Origin of the sequence: Streptomyces sp. NBC_00525 (assembly GCF_036346595.1) — a bacterium.
Classification (GTDB): Bacteria; Actinomycetota; Actinomycetes; order Streptomycetales; family Streptomycetaceae; genus Streptomyces.
In genome coordinates, this window is the sequence record NZ_CP107834.1 from 3,096,442 (window position 1) to 3,116,813 (window position 20,372).

The window sequence follows — 20,372 nt, forward strand, 5'->3', positions numbered from 1 at the left end:
ATGGCCCTATTGACGCCATCGTGGTGCACGCGATAGCAGATCACAAGGAGTGATTTTTCAGATACTGATAGAGAACACGAACGAACGCAAGAGGCTGGCCACTTCACCGCGTAGCCGTTCGACTGCGGGGAGCAACCGTTCTTCCTCGTGCAGGGGTACGGAAATGGCCATCGCGGCAGCGGTGAATCCGGCCGTGATGGGGATGGCGGCACAGACCGTGCCGAGCGCGTACTCCTGCCGTTCGATGACCGGCTCCGTACGCTCCAGCGAGCGCAGCCGCGCCAGGAACGCCGCACGATCGCGGACGGAATACCTGGTCAGGGGGCGGACCGGGTGCCGGTCCAGGTGATCTTCACGGGCCTTCTCGTCGATCCGGCTCAGCAGGCACTGCCCGATCGCGTGTGCGTGCCCGGTCTCGCGGAAGGCCGCCCATTCGTCGACCGCCGGGCGCTCCGGGCTGTCGGCGACGGCGAGGAGTTCGATCTCGCCCTCGCGGTAGATGGCGCAGTACACGGGGGCCTCGACGATGTCCCGCCAGCGGTGCAGGGACCGGGACAAGGTGCTGCGGCGGTTCTGCAGGGCGCCGTCACCCATCAGCCGTTCGGCGGCGGCGCCGAAGAGGAAGACGCCGTTCTCCCGGCGCAGATAGCCCTCATAGGTCAGGGTGCGCAGCAGGTGGTAGGCGGTGGGGAGGGGAAGTCCCGCTTCCCTCGCGAGCTGTTTGGCCGGGGCCCCGTCGCGATGGGTACCCACAGCCTCCAGCAGCCTCAGCGCCCGCTGCACCGACCCGATGAGCGTCGGAACAGCCGTACTCGATGCCGTGGTCAACGGTCACCCCCAGGCGTGGTGACGGGCGGTCAGCCCGCCCGTGGGGGCCGCCCCCACAGGTCTGCCGCGGAACCGGAGGCCGGATTCCGTACAAACCACTGGTCGGGGTGGTGACTTACGGCGCTTTCCCAGGCGGCGGCAGCGGACTGTCACTGTAACGGCAGCCTTCTGCCCGAGTGCCGATTCGCCTTTCCCTTAGCTCACCTGGGCTAATCCCCCGTCGGGCGTGCGGTCACCACCCGTTGCGCGAGGACGACGACATGAACTTCCGTACGACGAAGACGAGCCCGCCGACCAGGATCACGAAGACCAGGATCTTGAACAGCAGACCGACCACGAACGCGAGCAGGCTGGCGATCAGACCGCCGAACACGACGATCGCGATCACGGGCACCGCGATCCACTTCACCCACCAGGGCATCCCAGCGAATATCTCCCGCACGGCCATCGTCCTTACCTCGTCTCTGTGAGTTCCTGCTTCGATGCTAGAGGCGAAAGGGCGGCCACCGGGTCCTGGGAAGCCCTTGTACTCCCCTGATCGATCCCCTAGGGAACCCGGAGAAGCGCCGGCCGCCGGCTCATCCCTCGGGCGGCGAGAAGACCACCATCACCCGCAGGTCCTCGGTGATGTGGTGGAACTTGTGGGCCGTGCCCGCGGGCACGTACACCACACTCCCTCTTCCCACCTGTGTCGTTTCCATGCCGACGGTGATCGAAGCGCGACCGCTGACCACGAAGTACACCTCGTCCTGGCCGTGCGGCTGCTGCGGATCAATCTGTCCCGCGTCCAGGGCGTACAGGCCGACCGACATGTTCCGTTCGCGAAGGAACTGCAGGTACGCCCCGTCGTTGGCGGCCCGTTCCGCCTCCAGTTCGTCCAGCCTGAACGCCTTCATGGCCCGTCCGCCCCTTGCCTCTGCTCAGCCGGTGTCCGCCACCGATCATGTCTGCCACGATCAGACACATGAAGAATTTCGTAGTCAAGACGATCGCCAACGCGGGTGCGCTGGCCGTGGCCATCTGGCTGCTCCAGGACATCACGCTGACCGGCGGCAGCACCGGCCGCAAGGCCCTGACCCTGATCCTCGTCGCGCTGGTCTTCGGCCTGGTCAACTTCGTGGTCAAGCCGATTGTGAAGCTGCTCACCCTGCCCCTCTTCATCCTCACGCTGGGCCTGATCACCCTCGTGGTGAACGCGCTGATGCTCCTGCTCACCTCGTGGCTGGCGGGCGTACTGGACCTGAGCTTCCACGTCCACGGCTTCTGGACCGCCGTTCTCGGCGGCCTGATCGTCTCGATCGTGTCCTGGGCGCTGAACGTCGTCCTTCCGGACGAGGACTGAGCCGCCCGGCGGGGCACGCCCCGCGTCCAACCGAAACAGTGCGGCCGGGACCGAGGACCGGCCGGGGAGAGAAACGAGGACGACACATGAGCACCATGGGCGACGGAACCCGTGCGGTACGCGCGGGCCTGCCGGAACCGCAGCAGTACGAACCCACCCTCCCCGGACCGGTCTTCGCCGCGCACTACCACCTGTCCGGCGAGCCGACCGGCCCCTATACCTACGGCCGGGAGACCAACCCGACCTGGACTCATCTGGAACGGGCCATCGGGGAGCTCGAAGCACCGGGGGAGAGCGTGGAGACCACCGTCTTCGCCTCCGGAATGGCGGCGATCTCGGCCGTCCTGCTCTCCCGGGCGCGCAGCGGCGACACCGTCGTCCTCCCCGACGACGGCTACCAGGCACTTCCTCTGCTGCGGGCCCAGCTGGAGGCGTACGGAGTCGAGGTGCGAACCGCGCCGACCGGCGGCGACGCACAGCTGGCCGTGCTGGAGGGCGCCAAGCTCCTCTGGATCGAGACGCCTTCGAACCCGGGGCTCGACGTCTGCGACGTACGGCGGCTGGTGGAGGCGGCACACGCCGGCGGCACGCTCGTCGCCGTCGACAACACCCTCGCCACCCCGCTCGGCCAGCGTCCGCTCGAACTGGGCGCCGACTTCTCGGTGGCCAGTGACACCAAGGGCATGACGGGCCACGGCGACCTGCTGCTCGGCCACGTCACCTGCCGCGATCCGGAACTCGCGGCGGGCGTACGGCACTGGCGCAAGATCGTCGGCGCCATCCCCGGCCCGATGGAAGCCTGGCTGGCGCACCGGGCGCTGGCCACCCTGGAACTCCGGATCGAACGGCAGTGCGCCAACGCCCTCGCACTCGCCGAGGCGCTCACCGGACACCAGGCCGTTTCCGGGCTGCGCTACCCCGGCCTCCCCACCGACCCCTCGCATCCGAACGCGGTGCGGCAGATGCGGCGCTTCGGCTCGGTGGTGTCGTTCGTACTGGCCGACCGGGAAACCGCGGAGCGCTTCCTGGCGGCCCTGCGGCTGGTCGATGACGCCACGAGCTTCGGCGGGGTGCGCTCCACCGCCGAGCGGCGGGGCCGCTGGGGCGGCGACGCCGTGCCGGAAGGGTTCATCCGCTTCTCCGTCGGCGCCGAGAACACGGACGACCTGCTGGCCGATGTCGCACAGGCGCTGACCGCGGCCACCGGCGGAAACTGACGTCACGGCCCTGGTCCGCAGCACGGTATGGGCGGTCCGAGCCTCCCCCCTCGTGGCTCGGACCGCCCCCGGCTCTTCGCGTTCGCCCTCGGAAGAACCGCCTCGACAAGGCTAGTTGACTCTGCGTCAGTGTCCAATCACAGTAGCGGCAGCGACCTATCGACATATTTATCGTTGACCGGGGCGCATCGGATGCGTCACACGGGAGGGCGAGGAGGGACGGCACGTGGATCTGGCCCTGCTGCGCACCTTCGTCACCGTGCACCGCGCCGGCTCCTTCACCCGCGCCGCCGCGCTCCTCGGCCTCTCCCAGCCCGCGGTGACCTCGCAGATACGCACGTTGGAACGCCAGCTGGGCCGGCCGCTCTTTCTTCGCCGCGCCCGCGGCGTGACGCCGACGACGATCGGCGACGAACTCGCCCACCGGGCCGCTCCCCATCTCGACGCGCTCGTCGAGATCACCGAGACCGGCCTCGACGAGGAGGCGGGCGTGCAGACCCTGCATCTGGCGGGGCCCCCGGAGTTCCTCTCGCTGCGGGTCCTGCCCGCCCTCACCCCCCTCATCACCCAGGGCCTCGCGCTGCGCGGTTCGTTCTCCGCCGACACCGACGAGACCCTGGAGGGCCTGGCCGCCGGGCACCACGACCTGGCCGTCGTGACGGCCCGGCCTCGCGGGGAACTGCTCTCCACCACCCCGCTCTGGGACGAGGAGCACGTCCTGGTCGCCGCACCCCGCTGGGCCCGCCGCCTCGGTCCGGGAACGCTGCGACGCAACGGCCCGGTGGTCCTGGAACAGCTGCCCGTGGTCGAGGTGCACGAGAGCCTGCCGCTGGTCTCCCGGTACTGGTCCGCCGTCTTCGACAGCCCGCCCGCGGCCACCGGCACCGTCATCACGCCGGACCTGCGCGCGGTCCTGGAGTGCGCGGCCGCCGGCGCCGGGCTCGCCGTCCTGCCGCGCTATCTGTGCGAGGGCGCATTGGAGCGCGGCGAGGTGGTGGCGCTGCTCGACCCCCCGGTCCCGCCGCTGCGCACCTACTTCCTGGCCGCGCGCACCGGCACGCTCGCCCTCCCGCGTCTCTCACGGGCCCACGAAGGGCTGCTCCGGGCCGCCGCCGACTGGTGACATCGGGAACGCCGGACCGCACCCCGGTGTTTCAGAACGCGTCTCTTGGGCCACGCTTCTGCCATGACCGAACGTCCTGTGGTCAAGCGAACCGCACGTGCCATCCTGCTCGACGGTGACGACCTCATCCTCATCAAGCGCACCAAACCTGAAGTGGACCCGTACTGGGTCACACCGGGCGGCGGGGTCGAGCCCGAGGACGCCACCGTGGTCGATGCCCTGCACCGCGAGGTGGACGAGGAACTGGGCGCGAAGATCACCGATGTGGTGCCCTGCTTCGTCGACACCGTGGAACACATCGAGGAGGGCGGGGTGAAGGGCGTCAAGGTCCAGCACTTCTTCGTCTGCCGCCTCGACTCCATGGACCTGTCCCTGCGCCACGGCCCCGAGATCGACGACCCCTGCGGGGAGTACGACATCGTCCGGGTGCCCTTCAGCCGCGTCGGCATCGCCGCCGTGCACCTGGTGCCGCTGTCGCTGCGGCACTATCTGGACGGCAATATCGAAGGGGTACGCGCCTTGCACGCCGCCGACCTGGGCTGACGCGGCGATCGATGCGGTGTCTCGGCGCACACGACTCGGCGTAGGGAGCTCGGCACGCATGGTCCGGCGTATGTGGCTCCGCGCGGGTCAGGGCGTCGTGTTTCACGTGAAACCGTGTGTGCCGCCCGCTGTGGCCCAATTTTCGGCTGCGCGTCTCGGCCAGTTCCGGTAAAGCGGTGGACGGGCGATCATCGCGTCGGACAGCCTGACCCGTATGCCCAGCTCACTGCCCCGCCCGCTGTCCGATCTACCCATCCGGCGCCTCACTCGGGACGACTTGGTCGCCTGCGCCGATCTCAGCGAGGACCGCGGCTGGCCTCGCGACGAGGAGCGCTGGGCGCTGCTGCTCGCCGCCGGAACGGGCTACGGAATCGACGACCCCGACAGCAAAGGGCTGATGGCGACCTGCATGGTGGTCTCGTACGGCACCGGCATGGCTGCCGTGGGCATGCTTCTGGTCGCCGGGCGCCATGCCCGGCGCGGGATCGGCCGGTACATGATGCAGAGGGTGATCGAGGCCGCCGGAGAAACCCCGCTCAGCCTCCACGCCACCTCGGTGGGACGCCCCCTGTACGAGGAGCTCGGCTTCGTCCCGGTGGGGCGCGCCCTCCGGCTGAACGGCTTCTTCCAGGCGCCTGCGGCAACCGGCCCGCTCGTTGCCCCCGGGACCCTCGTCCGCCCTGCTTCCGCCCACGATCTGCGGGCCCTGGTGGAACTGGACTCGGTCGTGTTCGGGCTCGACCGGACCCACCTGCTGACCCGGCTCCCCACATTCGCCGACCATATGAGGGTCGCCGAGAGGGACGGGGAGCTGATCGGGTACGCCGCGCTCTCCCCGAGCGCGGCGAACCACGCGGTCGGGCCCCTGGTCGCCGCGGACACGGCTACGGCGAAGCTGCTTCTGGCCTCGCTGGCGGAAGCGACGGACCGGCCGCTGCGTGCGGACATCGACGCCCGCCACGAGGATCTGGTCGCCTGGCTCGGTGCCTGCGGGCTGGGGCCCGGTTCGGAGACCACGGTGATGGTCCTCGGTGGGGACCGGCGCGGGGACTGGACCCGGTACTTCGCACCCTTCAGCCTGGCGACGGGCTGACCCCGGGCGCGGTCCCGCTCCGGGACCGGGGCCCCGGATCAGCTCCGCGCCGGCGGGATCTGCGCAGGCTCCGGAGTGTCCGTGGGTTCCGGAGTGCGCCCCGGCTCCGGGGTGTGGGCGGCGACGAGCCTGCTCGGGGTGACCGTACGGCGCTCCAGGGCACTGGAGACGGCAGCAAGCACCAGGGCCGACGCGGCCAGCGCCGCTCCGACCCAGTTGGGCGCGGTGTAACCGAGGCCCGCTCCGATGACCAGGCCGCCGAGCCAGGCGGAGAGCGCGTTGCCGAGGTTGAAGGCGCCGATGTTCATCGCCGAGGCCAGGGTCGGGGCGCCTGCCGCATGGTCGAGCACCCGCTTCTGCAGCGGGGGCACGGTGGCGAAGCCGAGCGCCCCGATGAGGACGAGGGTGACGGCGGCCGTGATCTTGCTGTGGGCAGTCCAGGTGAACAGGGCCAGGACCAGGGCGAGGCTGGCCAGCGCCGCATGCAGCAGCGGCATGGCGTGCCGGTCGGCGAGCCTGCCGCCGAGCAGATTGCCGCCGAGCATGCCGATCCCGAAGAGGATCAGCAGCCAGGTGACCGCGGCGGCCGGGTATCCCGCGACCTCCGTCATCATCGGCGTGATGTAGGTGATCGCCGCGAAGACACCGCCGAAGCCGAGGACCGTCATCGCCATGGCGAGAAGGACCTGGACGTTGCGGAACGCGGCGACTTCCTGCCGCAGCCTGACCCCTTCGGCACGAGGCTGCTCGGGGACGAGCCGGGCCACACCGAGCAGGCCGAGGACGCCCAGCGCCGCGACGACAAAGAAGGTGACCCGCCAGCCGGAGTGCAGACCGATGTACGTCCCCGCCGGTACCCCGACGACGTTGGCGACGGTGAGGCCGGTGAACATCAGGGCGATGGCTCCCGCCTTCTTCTGCGGGGCCACCAGATCGGCCGCCACCACCGCTCCGATGCCGAAGAAGGCTCCATGGGCGAGCGAGGCGACCACCCGGCCTGCGACCATCACCTCGAAGACGGGCGCGGTCGCGGTGACCACATTGCCCACGACGAACAGGCCCATGAGGATCATCAGCATCCGTTTGCGGCTGACCCTGGTGCCGAGCACCGTCATCAGCGGGGCTCCCAGCACCACGCCGAGCGCGTATCCCGTGACGAGGAAGCCGGCGGCCGGGATGGAGACCTGGAAGTCGGCGGCCACCTCGGGAAGCAATCCCATGATCACAAACTCGGTGGTTCCGATTCCGAAGGCCCCGATGGCCAGGGCCAGAAGTGCGAGTGGCATGGGTATACCTTCCCGAAAAATTGCTACCGCGTCTTACATGCGTAGACAATAATTGCAGACGCTAGTTAATTGCAAGCGCGGGCTATTGCGGACGTCGGCTACCCTGGTCGTAAGCAACTCCGGCACGGAGGAGAGACCATGACTGCCACGGACCCGGCCATGACCGCCCTCTCCCAGGGCTGGATCGCGCTCTCCCTGCTCCACGGCAGGATCGAGACCCGCATCGAGCGGGCCCTGCAGAGCGGCCACGACCTCAGCGTGCGGGAGTACTCCCTGCTGGACGTGCTCAACCGGCAGCACAGCGGTCCGGGCGGACACCTCCAGATGAAGCAGGTGGCGGACGCCGTGGGACTGAGCCAGAGCGCCACCACCCGGCTGGTCACCCGCCTCGAGGACCGGGGTCTGCTCACCCGGTACCTCTGTGACACCGACCGCAGGGGCATCTACACCGATGTCACCGCCGCCGGACAGGCCCTGCTCTCCGACGCCCGGCCGACCAACGACGGCGCCCTGCGGGCCGCGCTCGACGAGGCCGCCGACAACCCCGAGCTGGCCCCGTTGGTCAGGGCCGTCGAGGAACTGAAGGCCGTCCCCGTATAGCGGCGGGCCGGACTGCGTAGGCTGCCGCGCATGAGCGACCTGGACATACGCCGTGCGACCGCTGACGATCTGCCCGCGATCGTGGCACTGCTCGCCGACGACCCGCTGGGCGCCCAGCGGGAGTCGCCGGACGATCTCGTTCCCTACCGGACGGCACTCCGGCGGCTGGCCGACGACCCGAATCAGCATCTGATGGTCGCCGTGCGCCGGGAGCGCGTCGTCGGGACCCTCCAGCTCACGGTGATCCCCGGCCTGTCCCGACGCGGCTCGACCCGTTCCCTGATCGAGGGCGTCCGCATCCACGCGGACGAACGGGGGAGCGGCCTCGGTACCCGGCTGATCCAGTGGGCCGTGGACGAGTCGCGCCGCCAGGGCTGCCAGCTGGTGCAGCTCACCTCGGACACGACCCGCACCGACGCGCATCGCTTCTACGAGCGCCTCGGCTTCATCGCCAGCCACGTGGGCTTCAAGCTCGCTCTCTGACCTCACCGCGTTCCCTGGGAGCCACCGTGCAACGCATCAGTGACGAACAACGGCGCATCCGGATCGGCCGCCGCCATCTACTGACCCCCGAGGCACGGGCCTCGTCGCCCGTGGACGTGGCCGACGCCCTGGTGGCGCTCCACGCGACCGACGCGGCCACGGTGTTCCTGTCCGCCTGCGCCCGCCTCGCCGAACCCGGCATCGCCGCAGTGGAGCGGTGCCTCTACGAGGACGTCTCGCTGGTGCGGATGCTGTCCCTGCGCAACACCCTCTTCGTCGTATCGGAGGAGACGGCCCCGCACGTCGAGGCTGCCAACGCGCGTGCCGTGGCCGCCAAGGAGCGCCGCACCCTGCTCAAGCACCTGCGGGAGGACGGCAACGGCCTGGACGAACGCTGGCTCGACGAAGCCGAGCGGAGCGCTCTCGCGTTTCTGGACCGGAGCGGACCGGTCTCGGGCAGCGAACTCGCCGCCGGTGTCGCTGCCCTTCGCACCAAGATCACCGTGTTCCCCGGGAAGAAGCAGGAGACGGTCCAGGGGGTCGCGACCCGGGTGATCCGGGTGCTGGCCGCAGAGGGCAGGATTCGCCGGGACCGGCCGCGCGGCTCCTGGACCTCCAGCCAGTTCCGCTGGGCGCCGGCCCTCCCCCGGCCGGTCGAGGAGACCGCCCCGGCCCAGGCGGAGCTGGCCCTGCGCTGGCTCCGCGCATACGGGCCGGGCACCGAGGGCGACCTCAAGTGGTGGACCGGGTGGGGGACGCGCGAGGTCCGTACGGCGCTGGCGGCGGCCGGAGCCGTGGAGGTGCGACTCGAAGACGGCGCTGTGGCCTGGGTCGCCCCCGGCGACACGGAGCCCGAGCCCGCCCCCGCCCCATGGGCGGCCCTGCTGCCCGCGCTCGACCCGAGCGGTATGGGCTGGGCGGACCGGGCCTTCCATCTGCCGGCCGAGCACCGGGCAGCCCTCTTCGACCGCTCGGGCAACATCGGGCCCACGGTCTGGTGGAACGGCCGGATCGTGGGCGGCTGGGCACAACGCGCGAACGGCGAGCCGGTGTGGCGGCTGCTGACCGATCCCGGTGCGGAGGCCACGTCCGCCATCGAGACCGAGGCGTCCCGGCTGGCATCCTGGGTCGGAGACGCACGGGTCACTCCGCGCTTCCGGACACCCCTGGAACGGGAGTTGACGGCATGAGGCATGGGCCCGGCTGTTCCACGTGAAACAGCCGGACGCCTTCTCTCCACTGGCCATGACCCGCCGGGCGGCGCCCAGGTTGTGCCGGACGCCGCCCGGCAGGCGGGACTTTCAGATCGCGCCCTGGTCCCCCAGGCCGCGCCAGCCCTTCTCGTCCACGCCGCCGGGTACGGCTGCCGCCGGATCGTACGGCTCACGCGTGAAGACGAAGGACCCCAGATCGAGGTGGCTCACGCTGCCGTCCGGGTTCCGCACGATCCGCAGCGTCTCCCCCGCGTAGTAGCCGTCCAACCCCACCCAGGTGCCATCGGGACGTGCCACGAAGCGGGCGCCCCTGCCCTGGCCGTTCACCTGCCGCAGCTCCAGCCCGCGATCGGCGGTCAAGCGCAGGAGGGTGGGGCGCGTTGCCCAGTACCAGGCACCGGTCAGGGCGAGGAGTTCCGCGTCGATCTCGGGCAGCGGGCGCCACGGCTCCGGGATACGGGGCTCGGCCTCGGCGACGATGTCCACGAGGTCGGCGGCCACCTCACCGATCGCCACCCCGGACGTCGCGTTGACGAGCACCACGGCGGCCACATCGTCCTCGGCGCTCACCCAGAGGGCTGCCAGGAAGCCGGGGAGCGAGCCGGTGTGCCCGATGAAGGTGCGGTCCTTCCGCCGGATCAGCTGGAGCCCCAGGCCGTAATGGTCGAGGCTTCCGGTCTCGGGGGCGGCGGACGGTTGCTTCATCTCCTCGACCGACGCGGCGCCGAGCACCCGGTCGTCGCCCTCGGCGAGAAAGGCGGCGAAGCGGAGCAGATCGGCGGTGGTGGACCAGAGCTGGCCGGCCGGCGCCATCAGCCCCAGGTCCTCCGCCGGTTCGGGAAGCATCGCGTCGGCCCACGGGTGCACCGCCCAGCCGCCCGCATGCGGAGCCCGGGGAAGGGAGCCGGTGCGGTGCATGCCGAGGGGGTCCAGGATCTCCCGGCGCAGTACGTCCTCCCAGGAGGCCCCGCGCACGGCCTCGACCAGCGAACCGAGCAGCGTGTATCCCGGATTGGAGTAGTGGTGGCGCTGACCGGGCGGGTGCATGGCGATCTGCTCACCGAGCACGTCCGCGAGAGTCGGGCGCAGGCTGCCGGGGGTCCGCTCCCACCACGGCGCGGTCGTCTCGGCTCCGAGGCCGGCGCTGTGCCCCAGCAGTTGGTGGATGGTCACCTCGCCCGCACCGGTGCCGGGCAGATGCCTCTCCAGCGGATCGGACAGGTCGAGCAGCCCCTCGTCGCGCAGCCGGAGTACCAGCACCGCGGTGAACGTCTTGGTGAGGGACCCGATTCTGAACTGCGTGTCGGAGTCCGGGGCATGGCCGTCGACACAGCTGCGCGAGCCGTCCCAGACGGTCTGCCCCTGCCGCCGCACCGCGGCGACCAGGGAGGGGGTACGCCCTTCGGCCTGTGCCGTGGCGATGCGGTGCAGCAACGCGCGCCGGGTACCGGGGAGCAACGGTTCAGCGGGAGAAGTCATCATCAACAACTACCGCCCGAGCCCCTGGATGGCGACTCCATTTCCCCGCCACCGCACGGACCCGCCGCGAGCAGCTCCGTATCCCCCGTGCCGTGCGTGCGCTGTAGGATCTCGCGGATCGTGTCCCAGGCCGAGCCTGTGACCTGCTGCTTCTCGCTGTGTCTCACGCCGTGTCCGGCCGTTCAGTCTCACGATCGTGTCCAAATCCTTCAGGACTCCCGTTCGATGCAAGCCGCTGACCTGCAACATGACACGGGCGTGAGACTGGACCGGAGAAAATGACACGGAATTTGAGACCCTACACGCGCTGTAGGTTCTCACTTTCGGTGTCATGCGCCGACGCTGTGACCTGGAGGTTCCCCTCCAGTCTCACGACGTGTCGGCAGGCGGCTGTCTCAGATCGGTGTCATTTCCTCAGACTGTCCAGCGGGCTGCACCACTGCCAGGGGCGTCACGAACCTGCTTCGACACCCATCCGTTCCACCCACTCACGCACGGACACTGCTCGCTCGATACGCCCGCCGATGTCTTTCTTGGACGCTGTGTCCAGGGTCTCCGGGATCTTGTCGAAGGTGCCGGGAAGGACGTCGAGCAGACCCAAGATCTGCTCTCCGGTGTTGACGGTCAACAGTTGCTGGCACCTCCACTGCAGCGGCATCTCGGGACGGTGCGTAAGCCGCTGCACGATCGTCGGGAACAGGTAGTGCGTCGCCTCTGCGGCGAGGTGTTCTCGGAGCCAGTCGACCGGGAGCCGCTGGCTGAAGCCATGCATGGCGGCCTCTTGGGCCAGGTCCAGGAGCTGAGCGGTGTCGACGACTCGGACGGTGCGGGGAAGGGTCGGGGTCATGCCGCGATGATGCCAAGAAGCCTCCGCCGGGCCGAGAGGTCAGCTGGGCCGGGATGCGATCTGGCGACGGGCAGACCCCCAGACTTCCTCGAACTCCTCGGAGGTGAGTTGTTCGGGGTCGTGGCCTTCCCATTCCGAGACGGGCAGCTCGGCGGTGATCCCGAATCTGCTGTCGTAATCACCGAGGCGGCCTGCGTCGCGGGCCCGCTGCCACTCGGCGAGGGAAGCAGCTGCGATCGGGATCAGCTCAGGCCCTTCGAGTTCGACCTGCCGGATCACCCAGCCTTCGGCGTCGACCTCGAAGTAGAACCAGGTGTCTTCCTCGTCCCAGTAGCAGCGCATCCATGTCGTCACGAGCCCATGATGGCGGCGGTCTGTGCGCCAGCCGCTGCGGTGTCCAATTTGGCTTTGTCCATGAGCACGGACAGCGAATGTTCACCACTTCGGGAGGCACCCGGGATTCGAACAGCCCGTGACCTGCGGCCGGTCAGCACAGCACGTTCAGTCCCACCAGTCGTTGCCGGTGTGCCAGCGCTGCACCCACTCCTCGAAGCCCCATGCCTGGTCGCCGGGTGCCGGGACGGCGCCGACATCGGCGATCATCCACACCTCGCCGCGGCGGGGGCCGGTGGTCAGCAGGAGCCAGAACGACTGCCCGTCCTCGGACCCGAGAACGATGGACCCCTTGTTGAATGCGGCGTCGATCCGGGGGTCCTCGGGGTCGACACTCTCGTCGTCCTCCCAAGGCCAAGCCGCCTCCAGGGGGAACGGTTCGCCGGGCTGTCGCGGGCCAAGGTCAGGCCACGTTTCGGGCAGCCAGCCGAGCGGCTGGAGACCGCCGTCGCCGGCGGGGCCGAGGCTGGACCCGTTGCTGATCTCCGCGATGAACGTCCTGTACGGCTCTGGGAGGACCACCTGGTTCTTCTGCTCCCAGTCCGCGACGGCTTCATGTCCGAGCGCCGGCTCTCGCCATTCCGGCGGAAATGCGGAGCGCAGGAAGTCGAGAGTGGCTTCGGCGGGATGCTGATCACGTGTGTCTGTCACGGCAGCATGCTGGCAGAAGGGACCGACACGCCATCGCGGCTGCCTCCCTCCGGGGCTGTGCTGCCCAGGCCATGAACATCGAACAGAGCTGGAAGCAGGTGCCTCCCGAAGTGATGAACATCTGCTGCTCGTTCTCATCGACAAAGCCACCAATTCCTGTGGATCGTCATCTGGACTACTGGGATGCTCCTGCTGTGACCACCACGACGAGCGAACTACAGACCGGAGCCGGATGGGACGGCCCCTATTACCGTGTCCTCGCCGAAGGGTTCGAAGCCCTGTTCCTCCCAAGCCCTGACGAGGTGCTCGATGAGGTCTGCAATGTGGATGTCGAGGTTCACCTTCCCGATGGCTCTCGCTGGAGTGCGACGATCTTCACCCTCGCCGAGGTGGACCGGCTGATGAGGAGATGGGAGGGGACCGGAGAAGCCGCAGGGGGCCGGTGCTTCTGGTGCTCGGACGGGCTGATCGTTCGGGTCTCTGGCATCCAAGGCATGGTGGGCGTGATCGCCGAGCTGCTTGCGTCGGACGAGTTCGACGGAGCCTTTCATCGCATTTCTGACCCGGAGTGAACTCCGGATTTCACGATGCCGCACCGTCTTGAGACGTGCGAATAGCCCTGAGCACCCTCCTCCCCAAGGGAGTCAGCGTCATGGGCCGGCCGCGTTCGGCTCTGACCAGCAGCGGTCCGCCGAGCTCTCGTTCGATCCGGTTGATCTGCGCGACGAGGGTGAACGTGTTGAGACCGAGGCCACTCGCCGCCGCGCCCAGGCTGGGAAAGGCGGATGCAGCCGCGAACCGCCTCAAGCGTTCACTGGCGCCCTGACCGCCTAATGCTGGCCGGAGGACGCGCGGCGCTCGATGGGCCTGGTCGGCAGCGCGAAGTGCCTGGCTGTGGCTGGCTCCTCCGCGTGATCGCAGCGGGACGTTGTGGGTGTGGGCCCAGCGGGCCATGTTCGCGGTGCTCATTCCGGCTTCTCGGGCGAGGTCCGGCAGGGTCCGGCGGCGGTGGACGTACTGCTCGATGAGCCAGTCCCGTTCGACGGTGCCGCGGCGCTTGTAGTCCTTGGGGCCCTCGCGGAGCGGGATGCCGTACTCGTTGGCGAGGTCGGTCAGCACTCTGCGGGAGAAGCCGGTGAGGGTGGCGATCTGCTGGAGGGACCGGTGTTCGTCGAGGTAGAGCCGGGTGAAGCGCTCTGCCGAAATGGCTTGCCGGGCCTGTTGCCGGATGCGGCCGGTGGCCCTGGCGGTGCTCTTCGTCAGCGGGGGTGCAGGGGCTGGATGCTCGTCGAGGACGTGTCGGATGGCCTCGACGGTGCCCAGAACCTGGGCGGCGTGCTGAACAGGGTGCTGGCGTTCGCGGACAAGCTGGTGCAGGCGGGGTAGGTCGACGTGTGCCGGGTCGGGGCCAGGAAGGGAGAGCCCTGCCAGCAGGGTAGCGGGCGGCTGCCAGGTCACGGGCTCGTCGTGGATGTGGTGTGAGGCCAGGAAGGTGAGAGCTTCCTGCCGGAGGGCGTGCACGAGTTCGGGGGTCTGAAGCGCGGTGAACCGCAGGGACGTCGCCCGGAACTCTGCGCTGTCGGGCCCGCCCAGGTCGTCGGGGGCAGACTCGGCCGGCAGGCCGCTGAGACGTTGGAAGAGCTGGCTGCGTGCGATGCGTTCGCGCCGTCCGGTTCCCGGTGGTGTTCCGGTGTGGCGGCAGATCTCCAGCCAGCGGTCATGTGGAAGCAGGCCAGTGTAGTCGAGGAGTCGGCGCCGGCCGTAGTCGATGGGGGTGCTGTTGGCATCGAGGTAGTCCGCGAGCCGGTCCAGGGCAGTGGCGATGTCCGGCCATTGCGGAAGGTCGTCGAGTTCCTGGAGGAGGCGTGAGACCTCAGTGCCGTCGATGGCGTCGCCGATCAGCCCGGCTGCTTGGTCCAGGGATGTACGGCTGTCGGGAATCAGCAGCAGGGCGGCGAGAACGGGGGCCAGAGCCCGCGCATGGATTCCCTCAGGTGGTGCGAGGCGGATCGTCCAGGGCGGCCAGAACATCGTGGGGATCTTCCTGGCTCGCTGCTCGATGTCCCGAGTGGTCCGGGTCGGCCGGCGGGGGGTCTCGGTCGTGATGCGGTAGCGGACGTATTCGCTGGGGCGGAGGGAAGGGGCGAGGGCCGCCAGGTGCACGGACTGCAGCACCGGGCTGATGCCCCTGCCCCAGTTGTCGATGCTGGTCGCCGAGATCTGCGTGAGTTCCTCGCGTACTGCTTCCAGCAGGCCCCGCAGGGACTCGCCGGCTGGGTGGATTCCTGGTTGCTCCAGGATGCTCAGGGCCATGGTGACCGCGACGGCCGTGTCTGCGGCTCGGGGCGGTGCCATGAACCCCGGACGTTCCATCATCTGTCCGGTGTGCGGGGAGACCGCATCGGTGCTGAGGTGCGCTTCTGCGATGTCAGCGGGGATCTGTTCTCGTAGGACAGCTGCGGGCAGGTCGCTCAGGACGCGGATGCCCAAAGCCCGGATGTCGGCCAGCACTGCCGATGTCGGCTGCGGAGAGGTCCGGTAGGGGCCGAAAGCTGCCGTTGCTCCGTCGATGATCTCCATCACTCGGTCCTGCGCCATGAGAACCGGATGGCCAGGAGGCAGGAGAAGCGTCGAAGCGCAGGTCAGATCAGTGCCGCAGCCAGCCGAAATCGAACCGGTGGGGCGGGTCGGTGGATTGCCGCAGAGTTCAGGCCGGGGGACGGACCGGCCGGAACGGGGCCGCTGCCGCGGCACCCTCCCGCAGTGCGGGCAGCAGTCCGCCAGCAGCCTGCGGTGCCGGGTGCAGGCGAAGGAGAAACCGAGCCTCCAGGACAATTGCCATCGCCCACCAGTGGCATGAAGGCACTCCGGGCAGAACCGGGATCCCCCTCCGCGGCCCCAAAGGACGTGCCGTGACACCGCCCGGCCCCCGGCACTCAGGTGGAGGGCCCGTCCGTCGTAGTGCGCCAGGGTCAGGGCAGCGACTTTCTCCGGGGACGTCCCGGTGGCGTGCGCGACGGCATTGGTCTGCTGCTCGTCGAGGACGATCGTCCAGTCTGCCGGGATGCCCCTGAACTGGTTTCCGGCCCGGTGTCGGACCGGGAAGCCGAAGTGCAGCAGGACATCACCGAGCGCGGTGTCCATCCGCCTGGCCATCGCCTCCAGCCATGAGTCCAGAGCCTCGCCGGGCAGTGGAGGCAGCCGGATCGGCAGGGTGCGGGCCGGCGTTCTCATGCGGGTCGCCGGCTCCGGGGCCGCGGGCGGCTGGTCAGCCGTTTCTTCTCCAGCGCGGCCTGCAGTTCGAGGCGGGCGGCCTCGGATGCTTCGTCGTTCTTCACCCGGTCCATGAGCTCCTGGTCAAGACGTTCTGCGCCGGTGCGGACCGCCCGCTGGCAGCTGCGGTAGATCAGCGTCATCAGCGAGCCGATGTGTCCGGTGCTGCGGGCGAAGAGGTAGTCCGACAGGTCGTCCGCGAGCATGCCGGGATGCTTGTCGGTGAGCACGACGCGCTGTTCGAGGGCCAGCAGCATCTGCCGCCACTCCCGGCGCCCGGCCTCCGTATCGATGGTGAACGGCCGCAGCCCGAGGCGGGTGGTGCGGCGGCCGGTCTGGGCCAGAGCAGTGTCACGCCCGTTCGTGCCCTCGCCGAACAGGCCCTTCTTCGCGAGCTCGACCCCCACCATCAGCAACGTCACCGGAAACTCGTTGGCGATCCACTTCAGGTGGTTGCTCACCTCGATGCCGCTCTTCTGTCCCCACTTCAAAAAGTGCAGATCGTCCAGAACCACCAGGCGGACATCACAGGACAGCACGCAGTCCAGCACCCGCCGCCCGAACTGGGCGGTGATCCCCCGCATCTGACCGGGGTGGCCGAAGAACTCCAGCATGGCCCGGTTGAGATCCTTCATTCCGGTGTTCCCAGTCAGCCCGACCCGGCAGACCGGGATCCGCTCGTGCCCTTGGCTCGTGAACGCTCCAGACTCCTCGATCTCCCGCTGGTGGAAGTCGCGTGCAAAGGCCAGCACCGAGGTCGTCTTGCCCAGCCCCGGGAACGCGTCGACGGCCACCGCCCCCTTGGCCTTGTCGCCGTCCTGCTCGTTGCTGTCGACGATGTCCCATAGGTCTTCATGGAGCTCCGTCAGCTGCGGCGTCTTCACTGGGCCGATGTTCGCGTGCCACTGCCGGCGCTGACGGTCGTAGTCCGCCCGGGCCTGCGTGGGCAGGAACTTCAGCTGCTTGCGGGTCAGCAGATCGGGCCGGCTGCGGCGAGGGCTCTCGGCGAACGCCTTGAAGTCCTCCTTCCGCGACAAGGCAAGACTGCCCGGCTGCGGAACGCTGCCGTCGTTCACACGTCCTCCAGGGCATCGGCGTAGAAGTCGTCCTCCCCGGCGAGGTCCTCCAGATCAGCCTCGTCGTCATCCCCGGTCTCCGTCACCACGTTGGGCTCCCGCAGTTCCGCGGTCTGCTCGTCCTGGCCGAGGGCCTTGCGTACGGACGGAAGCGAGACGACCGTCTCCGCCTCACTCTCCGGAAGCTCGATGGCGGCCTGCTCGCGCGAAAGCCGCAGGGCCATGCGCCGCTCGGCAATCGTGGTGCCCAGCCCGAGATTCCACCGCTCCAACAAATCAGCGACGGCAAGCCGGTCGTCGGGAAAGCGATACTTCGAGGCCGCCAGCTGCCGGGCGAACGTCAACGCATCCTCGCTCAGCGGCATCTCAGCCGACGGCGCGTGCTCCCAGACCAGCGTGCGCCAGGCCCGAGTAGCCGGATCGCGGAAGTAGATCCGGGTGATGTCGTCGGGGTCCACCTGGAAGGGCCAGCCGTTCTTGACCGGACTGTCGTAGGGGCTACGGACTCCCGGCTCGGGCAGGCCGGGGCCGCTGTAACGGCGGCGGCCGATCTCGACCCCGTAGTGCTGGACCGTGCGCCACTTCGTCTGCAGGAACTCGTAAGCCAGGTCCCGGTCGCGGGGCGCTTCGATGTAACCCGCCCGCGCCATGCCGTGCTCGAACATCTTCGCCGGGGACATCCGCAGACCCGGCAGACCCGGATCGACCAGACTGGAATGCGGCCGGCAGTGATAGACCGCCGCGGTCCACTCCCGGATGATCGCCTCAAGCTCGTCGAGGAAGAAGAAGGCGTCGTCCTCCGGGCTCTCGCCTCGCGAGTGGATGTCGGGGCCCTTGTAGCCGGGCAGCACCTGCAGCAGTCCCTCCCGCAGGGTCCGGAAGTAGCGCTCGACCGGCCCCTTGTCGCGGCCCGTCCGCAGCCGGGCCGGCTGGATGGAGATGCCCATCCGTCGGCAGACGCTGGTCAGATGCTCCGAGACGTAGACCTTGCCGTGGTCGACAACCAGCGTCTCCGGGACCAGAGGCGGCGAGGCCAGGCCCGGTCCGGTGGCGCCTTCGACGTCGACCAGGACGGTGCGGGGGATGCCGTGCTCGGGCCAGACCGCGTGCCGCGGCCAGTCCCGCCCCGCAGGCCGCGGCCGAAACGACTGGAACAGCACTGCGCTGACATCCACCGCCTTCGTCGAGACCGGCGTGAGCCGGATCCCCGTGATGCAGCGGGTGTACCAGTCCATCCCGACACTCAGCTCGGCCTGCACCCACTTCAGGGTCAGCGGGTCGAACGCGAAGACGTCCAGGCGGGTGGAGTCCATCAGCAGGTACTCGCCCGGCCGCGTCGGCCGTAGCTTCCCGTACGGACCCTTCGGACGATCCGCGATATCCCTGTTGCGCTTCGTACTCAGTCGGAACAGCGGATGGCGTCGCTCCAGCTCCTCCAACAGCCGAAACGCCGTCGCCCGACTCGGCTGCGGCACCACTCCCTCACCGAACCGCGCAATCACCCGAGCCCGGGTCCGCTCGATCACCATCGTTCGCGACGGCCGCGACTGGTCGGCGTGCTCAACCATCACCTCCACCGCAGTCTCCACCCATCGATCATCAACTCCCGATTGTGTTCTCTCTGTTGTCTTCTTCGGCGCCAGCCCGGCCTCTCCGCCACGACGAAAATCAGAGACCCATTGCTTCACGGCACGAGGTGATACCCCCAGCTCAGCCGCCTTTGCCGTGTATCGCGCCTCCCACGGTTGCTCCGGGCGATAGTCCGGTCGGGGCTCACCATCGCGTGCCAGTTCCGGAGCTCCAGATCGGTATCCCGTCAGAACCTCCCGGACGTGCTCGGCGCGTTCAAGGACTTTCGCCCGTGCAGAGATGTCGAGCTGACCAAGAACGACCGAAGCGATCTCCCATTCGTCGTCGGCTGACGGTCCCGGGCCGTCTGGACTGACAGCGGCACGGTCCGAGAACAGAAGTTCCTTGAGTGACAGCCGCAGCAATCGCCCCCGGCCATCCTTCAGGACCACTTCGTTGCCTGCCGTGGTCGCGGCCATCTCCACCACCTCGACGGATTCCCCGTCGTAGCGGAAGCGCGTACCGACCCCGACCCGAGCTCCTGCTCTACTCATGCCACCCGCCTCAGAACGTGTGAAGGGCCGAGCGGCCGATTGAGGTCGGTAACGAGAGACTGCGTCCAGAGCAAATGATGGATGGCGGAGCGGGCTTGGGGCCCCGGACGATCAGGCAGACAACGCGCGGCCTGCTTCAGAGAGATGCCATCGAGCTCGACTCCCCGAAGCTCTTCCAGGATCTCGGGACTGAACAGCCAGTCCCGTCGGTAGCCCGCCAGGAACCGGATGTTCTCCAGCTCCACGGCCGGAGGCTCGCTCCAGACCTCATACCTCCATCCCCGCGACTCCACCACCTGCCGGGTCCAATCGAAGGTGAGCGCCACCTCTGGTTTGGACAGCCGATGCAGCGGCTTGACGTCGACGACCACTGGTACCTGCTCGGTGAGGAGGAGATAGTCCGGTATATGCCGACGGACCTTCCCCTCCAGCACGGTCTTCAGGAAGAAGGGCTGGGCCACGATGCCGCGTACGGCCGGATCGAAATCGGCGAAGAGCAACCGCGACAGCTCCAGTCGCGACTCGTAGATCACGTGATCGCGCATCGTCGCCGACCAGTAAGTGCCTGAGTAGTGCTTCTGGCCCTTGTGCCAGCGGAACGTCCGCCACGGACAAGCCGACTGCAGGAGGTCGGCAGGCACCGTGTGCCACTCTCGGTCCTCTACGAGAGCACCACGTTGATGACGGATACTCACCGTCGCAGCGACGTCCACCGCACCCCCAGCCCACGAGTGACTGCCCGTGTAGCCAAGGTGTAAGCGTTCGCTCCCCGCATGGAGAGGTCGCCCCTTGCGTCACCCG

21 protein-coding genes and 1 pseudogene are annotated in these 20,372 nt (G+C 68.8%); 9 read left to right on the plus strand and 13 right to left on the minus strand.

Features of this window, described 5'->3' with window-relative positions; genetic code table 11:
• Nucleotides 1-57: 57 nt before the first annotated feature.
• The 3 genes from OG710_RS13535 to OG710_RS13545 form a co-directional block, all read right to left on the minus strand.
• Entirely contained in the window at nt 58-828 is a 771-nt protein-coding gene (locus OG710_RS13535) for an IclR family transcriptional regulator (protein WP_330239568.1), read from the minus strand.
• A gap of 232 nt (nt 829-1,060) precedes the next feature.
• Nucleotides 1,061-1,276, minus strand: a complete 216-nt coding sequence (locus OG710_RS13540) for a DUF5326 family protein (RefSeq protein ID WP_158558501.1) — start codon at nt 1,274-1,276, stop codon at nt 1,061-1,063.
• 130 nt (nt 1,277-1,406) lie between these two features.
• Entirely contained in the window at nt 1,407-1,724 is a 318-nt protein-coding gene (locus OG710_RS13545) for a cupin domain-containing protein (RefSeq protein ID WP_111329612.1), read from the minus strand.
• A 68-nt stretch (nt 1,725-1,792) separates the two neighbouring features.
• Here OG710_RS13545 and OG710_RS13550 point away from each other — a divergent pair, with 68 nt between their 5' ends.
• From OG710_RS13550 to OG710_RS13570, 5 genes are all read left to right on the plus strand, one after another.
• A complete protein-coding gene (locus OG710_RS13550; protein ID WP_330239569.1) occupies nt 1,793-2,170 on the plus strand; it encodes a phage holin family protein in 378 nt (125 codons plus the stop codon).
• Between the two features lie 86 nt (nt 2,171-2,256).
• On the plus strand, nt 2,257-3,387 hold the full coding sequence (locus OG710_RS13555; RefSeq protein ID WP_330239570.1) for a cystathionine gamma-lyase: 1,131 nt from the start codon (nt 2,257-2,259) through the stop codon (nt 3,385-3,387).
• A gap of 226 nt (nt 3,388-3,613) precedes the next feature.
• Nucleotides 3,614-4,510 (plus strand): LysR family transcriptional regulator, encoded by an 897-nt coding sequence (locus tag OG710_RS13560; protein ID WP_330239571.1) that lies wholly within the window; start codon nt 3,614-3,616, stop codon nt 4,508-4,510.
• Nucleotides 4,511-4,573: 63 nt separating this feature from the next.
• Nucleotides 4,574-5,053: an NUDIX hydrolase gene (locus OG710_RS13565; RefSeq protein WP_330239572.1), complete on the plus strand. Its 480-nt coding sequence runs from the start codon at nt 4,574-4,576 to the stop codon at nt 5,051-5,053.
• A 214-nt stretch (nt 5,054-5,267) separates the two neighbouring features.
• On the plus strand, nt 5,268-6,146 hold the full coding sequence (locus OG710_RS13570) for a GNAT family N-acetyltransferase (protein ID WP_330239573.1): 879 nt from the start codon (nt 5,268-5,270) through the stop codon (nt 6,144-6,146).
• A 38-nt stretch (nt 6,147-6,184) separates the two neighbouring features.
• On the opposite strand, the gene OG710_RS13575 is transcribed toward OG710_RS13570, so the two are convergent.
• The gene (locus tag OG710_RS13575) at nt 6,185-7,432 is read right to left on the minus strand and encodes an MFS transporter (protein ID WP_330239574.1); all 1,248 of its coding nucleotides are present in this window, start codon (nt 7,430-7,432) and stop codon (nt 6,185-6,187) included.
• 138 nt (nt 7,433-7,570) lie between these two features.
• Between OG710_RS13575 and OG710_RS13580 the strand changes: the two genes are divergently transcribed.
• Genes OG710_RS13580 through OG710_RS13590 form a run of 3 tightly spaced genes read left to right on the plus strand, consistent with a single transcriptional unit; the run spans nt 7,571 to nt 9,705 of the window.
• The gene (locus OG710_RS13580; RefSeq protein WP_330239575.1) at nt 7,571-8,032 is read left to right on the plus strand and encodes a MarR family winged helix-turn-helix transcriptional regulator; all 462 of its coding nucleotides are present in this window, start codon (nt 7,571-7,573) and stop codon (nt 8,030-8,032) included.
• Between the two features lie 30 nt (nt 8,033-8,062).
• Nucleotides 8,063-8,515, plus strand: coding sequence for a GNAT family N-acetyltransferase (locus OG710_RS13585; protein WP_330239576.1), 453 nt, complete (start codon nt 8,063-8,065; stop codon nt 8,513-8,515).
• A 26-nt stretch (nt 8,516-8,541) separates the two neighbouring features.
• A complete protein-coding gene (locus OG710_RS13590) occupies nt 8,542-9,705 on the plus strand; it encodes a winged helix DNA-binding domain-containing protein (protein ID WP_330239577.1) in 1,164 nt (387 codons plus the stop codon).
• 111 nt (nt 9,706-9,816) lie between these two features.
• Here the strand turns inward: OG710_RS13590 and OG710_RS13595 are convergent, their stop codons facing one another.
• The 4 genes from OG710_RS13595 to OG710_RS13610 all read right to left on the minus strand — a co-directional run bounded on the left by OG710_RS13595 (nt 9,817) and on the right by OG710_RS13610 (nt 13,099).
• Complete coding sequence (locus tag OG710_RS13595) at nt 9,817-11,208, minus strand: serine hydrolase domain-containing protein (RefSeq protein WP_330242237.1); 1,392 nt, start codon at nt 11,206-11,208, stop codon at nt 9,817-9,819.
• A 451-nt stretch (nt 11,209-11,659) separates the two neighbouring features.
• Nucleotides 11,660-12,055 (minus strand): hypothetical protein, encoded by a 396-nt coding sequence (locus tag OG710_RS13600; RefSeq protein WP_330239578.1) that lies wholly within the window; start codon nt 12,053-12,055, stop codon nt 11,660-11,662.
• A 39-nt stretch (nt 12,056-12,094) separates the two neighbouring features.
• A complete protein-coding gene (locus OG710_RS13605) occupies nt 12,095-12,397 on the minus strand; it encodes a hypothetical protein (protein ID WP_330242238.1) in 303 nt (100 codons plus the stop codon).
• A 159-nt stretch (nt 12,398-12,556) separates the two neighbouring features.
• Entirely contained in the window at nt 12,557-13,099 is a 543-nt protein-coding gene (locus tag OG710_RS13610) for an SMI1/KNR4 family protein (RefSeq protein WP_330239579.1), read from the minus strand.
• A gap of 194 nt (nt 13,100-13,293) precedes the next feature.
• Between OG710_RS13610 and OG710_RS13615 the strand changes: the two genes are divergently transcribed.
• On the plus strand, nt 13,294-13,671 hold the full coding sequence (locus tag OG710_RS13615) for a hypothetical protein (RefSeq protein WP_330242239.1): 378 nt from the start codon (nt 13,294-13,296) through the stop codon (nt 13,669-13,671).
• 10 nt (nt 13,672-13,681) lie between these two features.
• Here the strand turns inward: OG710_RS13615 and OG710_RS13620 are convergent, their stop codons facing one another.
• The 5 genes and pseudogenes from OG710_RS13620 to OG710_RS13640 all read right to left on the minus strand — a co-directional run bounded on the left by OG710_RS13620 (nt 13,682) and on the right by OG710_RS13640 (nt 20,212).
• Nucleotides 13,682-15,679 (minus strand): helix-turn-helix domain-containing protein, encoded by a 1,998-nt coding sequence (locus OG710_RS13620; RefSeq protein ID WP_330242240.1) that lies wholly within the window; start codon nt 15,677-15,679, stop codon nt 13,682-13,684.
• 261 nt (nt 15,680-15,940) lie between these two features.
• Nucleotides 15,941-16,333: pseudogene (locus OG710_RS13625) on the minus strand (TniQ family protein); the annotation flags it as partial.
• Nucleotides 16,330-17,448: an AAA family ATPase gene (locus tag OG710_RS13630; RefSeq protein ID WP_330239580.1), complete on the minus strand. Its 1,119-nt coding sequence runs from the start codon at nt 17,446-17,448 to the stop codon at nt 16,330-16,332. The pseudogene OG710_RS13625 and the gene OG710_RS13630, both read right to left, overlap by 4 nt.
• Complete coding sequence (locus tag OG710_RS13635; RefSeq protein ID WP_330239581.1) at nt 17,445-19,571, minus strand: helix-turn-helix domain-containing protein; 2,127 nt, start codon at nt 19,569-19,571, stop codon at nt 17,445-17,447. The genes OG710_RS13630 and OG710_RS13635 overlap by 4 nt, the downstream gene beginning before the upstream one ends.
• Nucleotides 19,568-20,212, minus strand: a complete 645-nt coding sequence (locus OG710_RS13640; protein WP_330239582.1) for a TnsA-like heteromeric transposase endonuclease subunit — start codon at nt 20,210-20,212, stop codon at nt 19,568-19,570. The genes OG710_RS13635 and OG710_RS13640 overlap by 4 nt, the downstream gene beginning before the upstream one ends.
• Nucleotides 20,213-20,372: the final 160 nt, after the last annotated feature.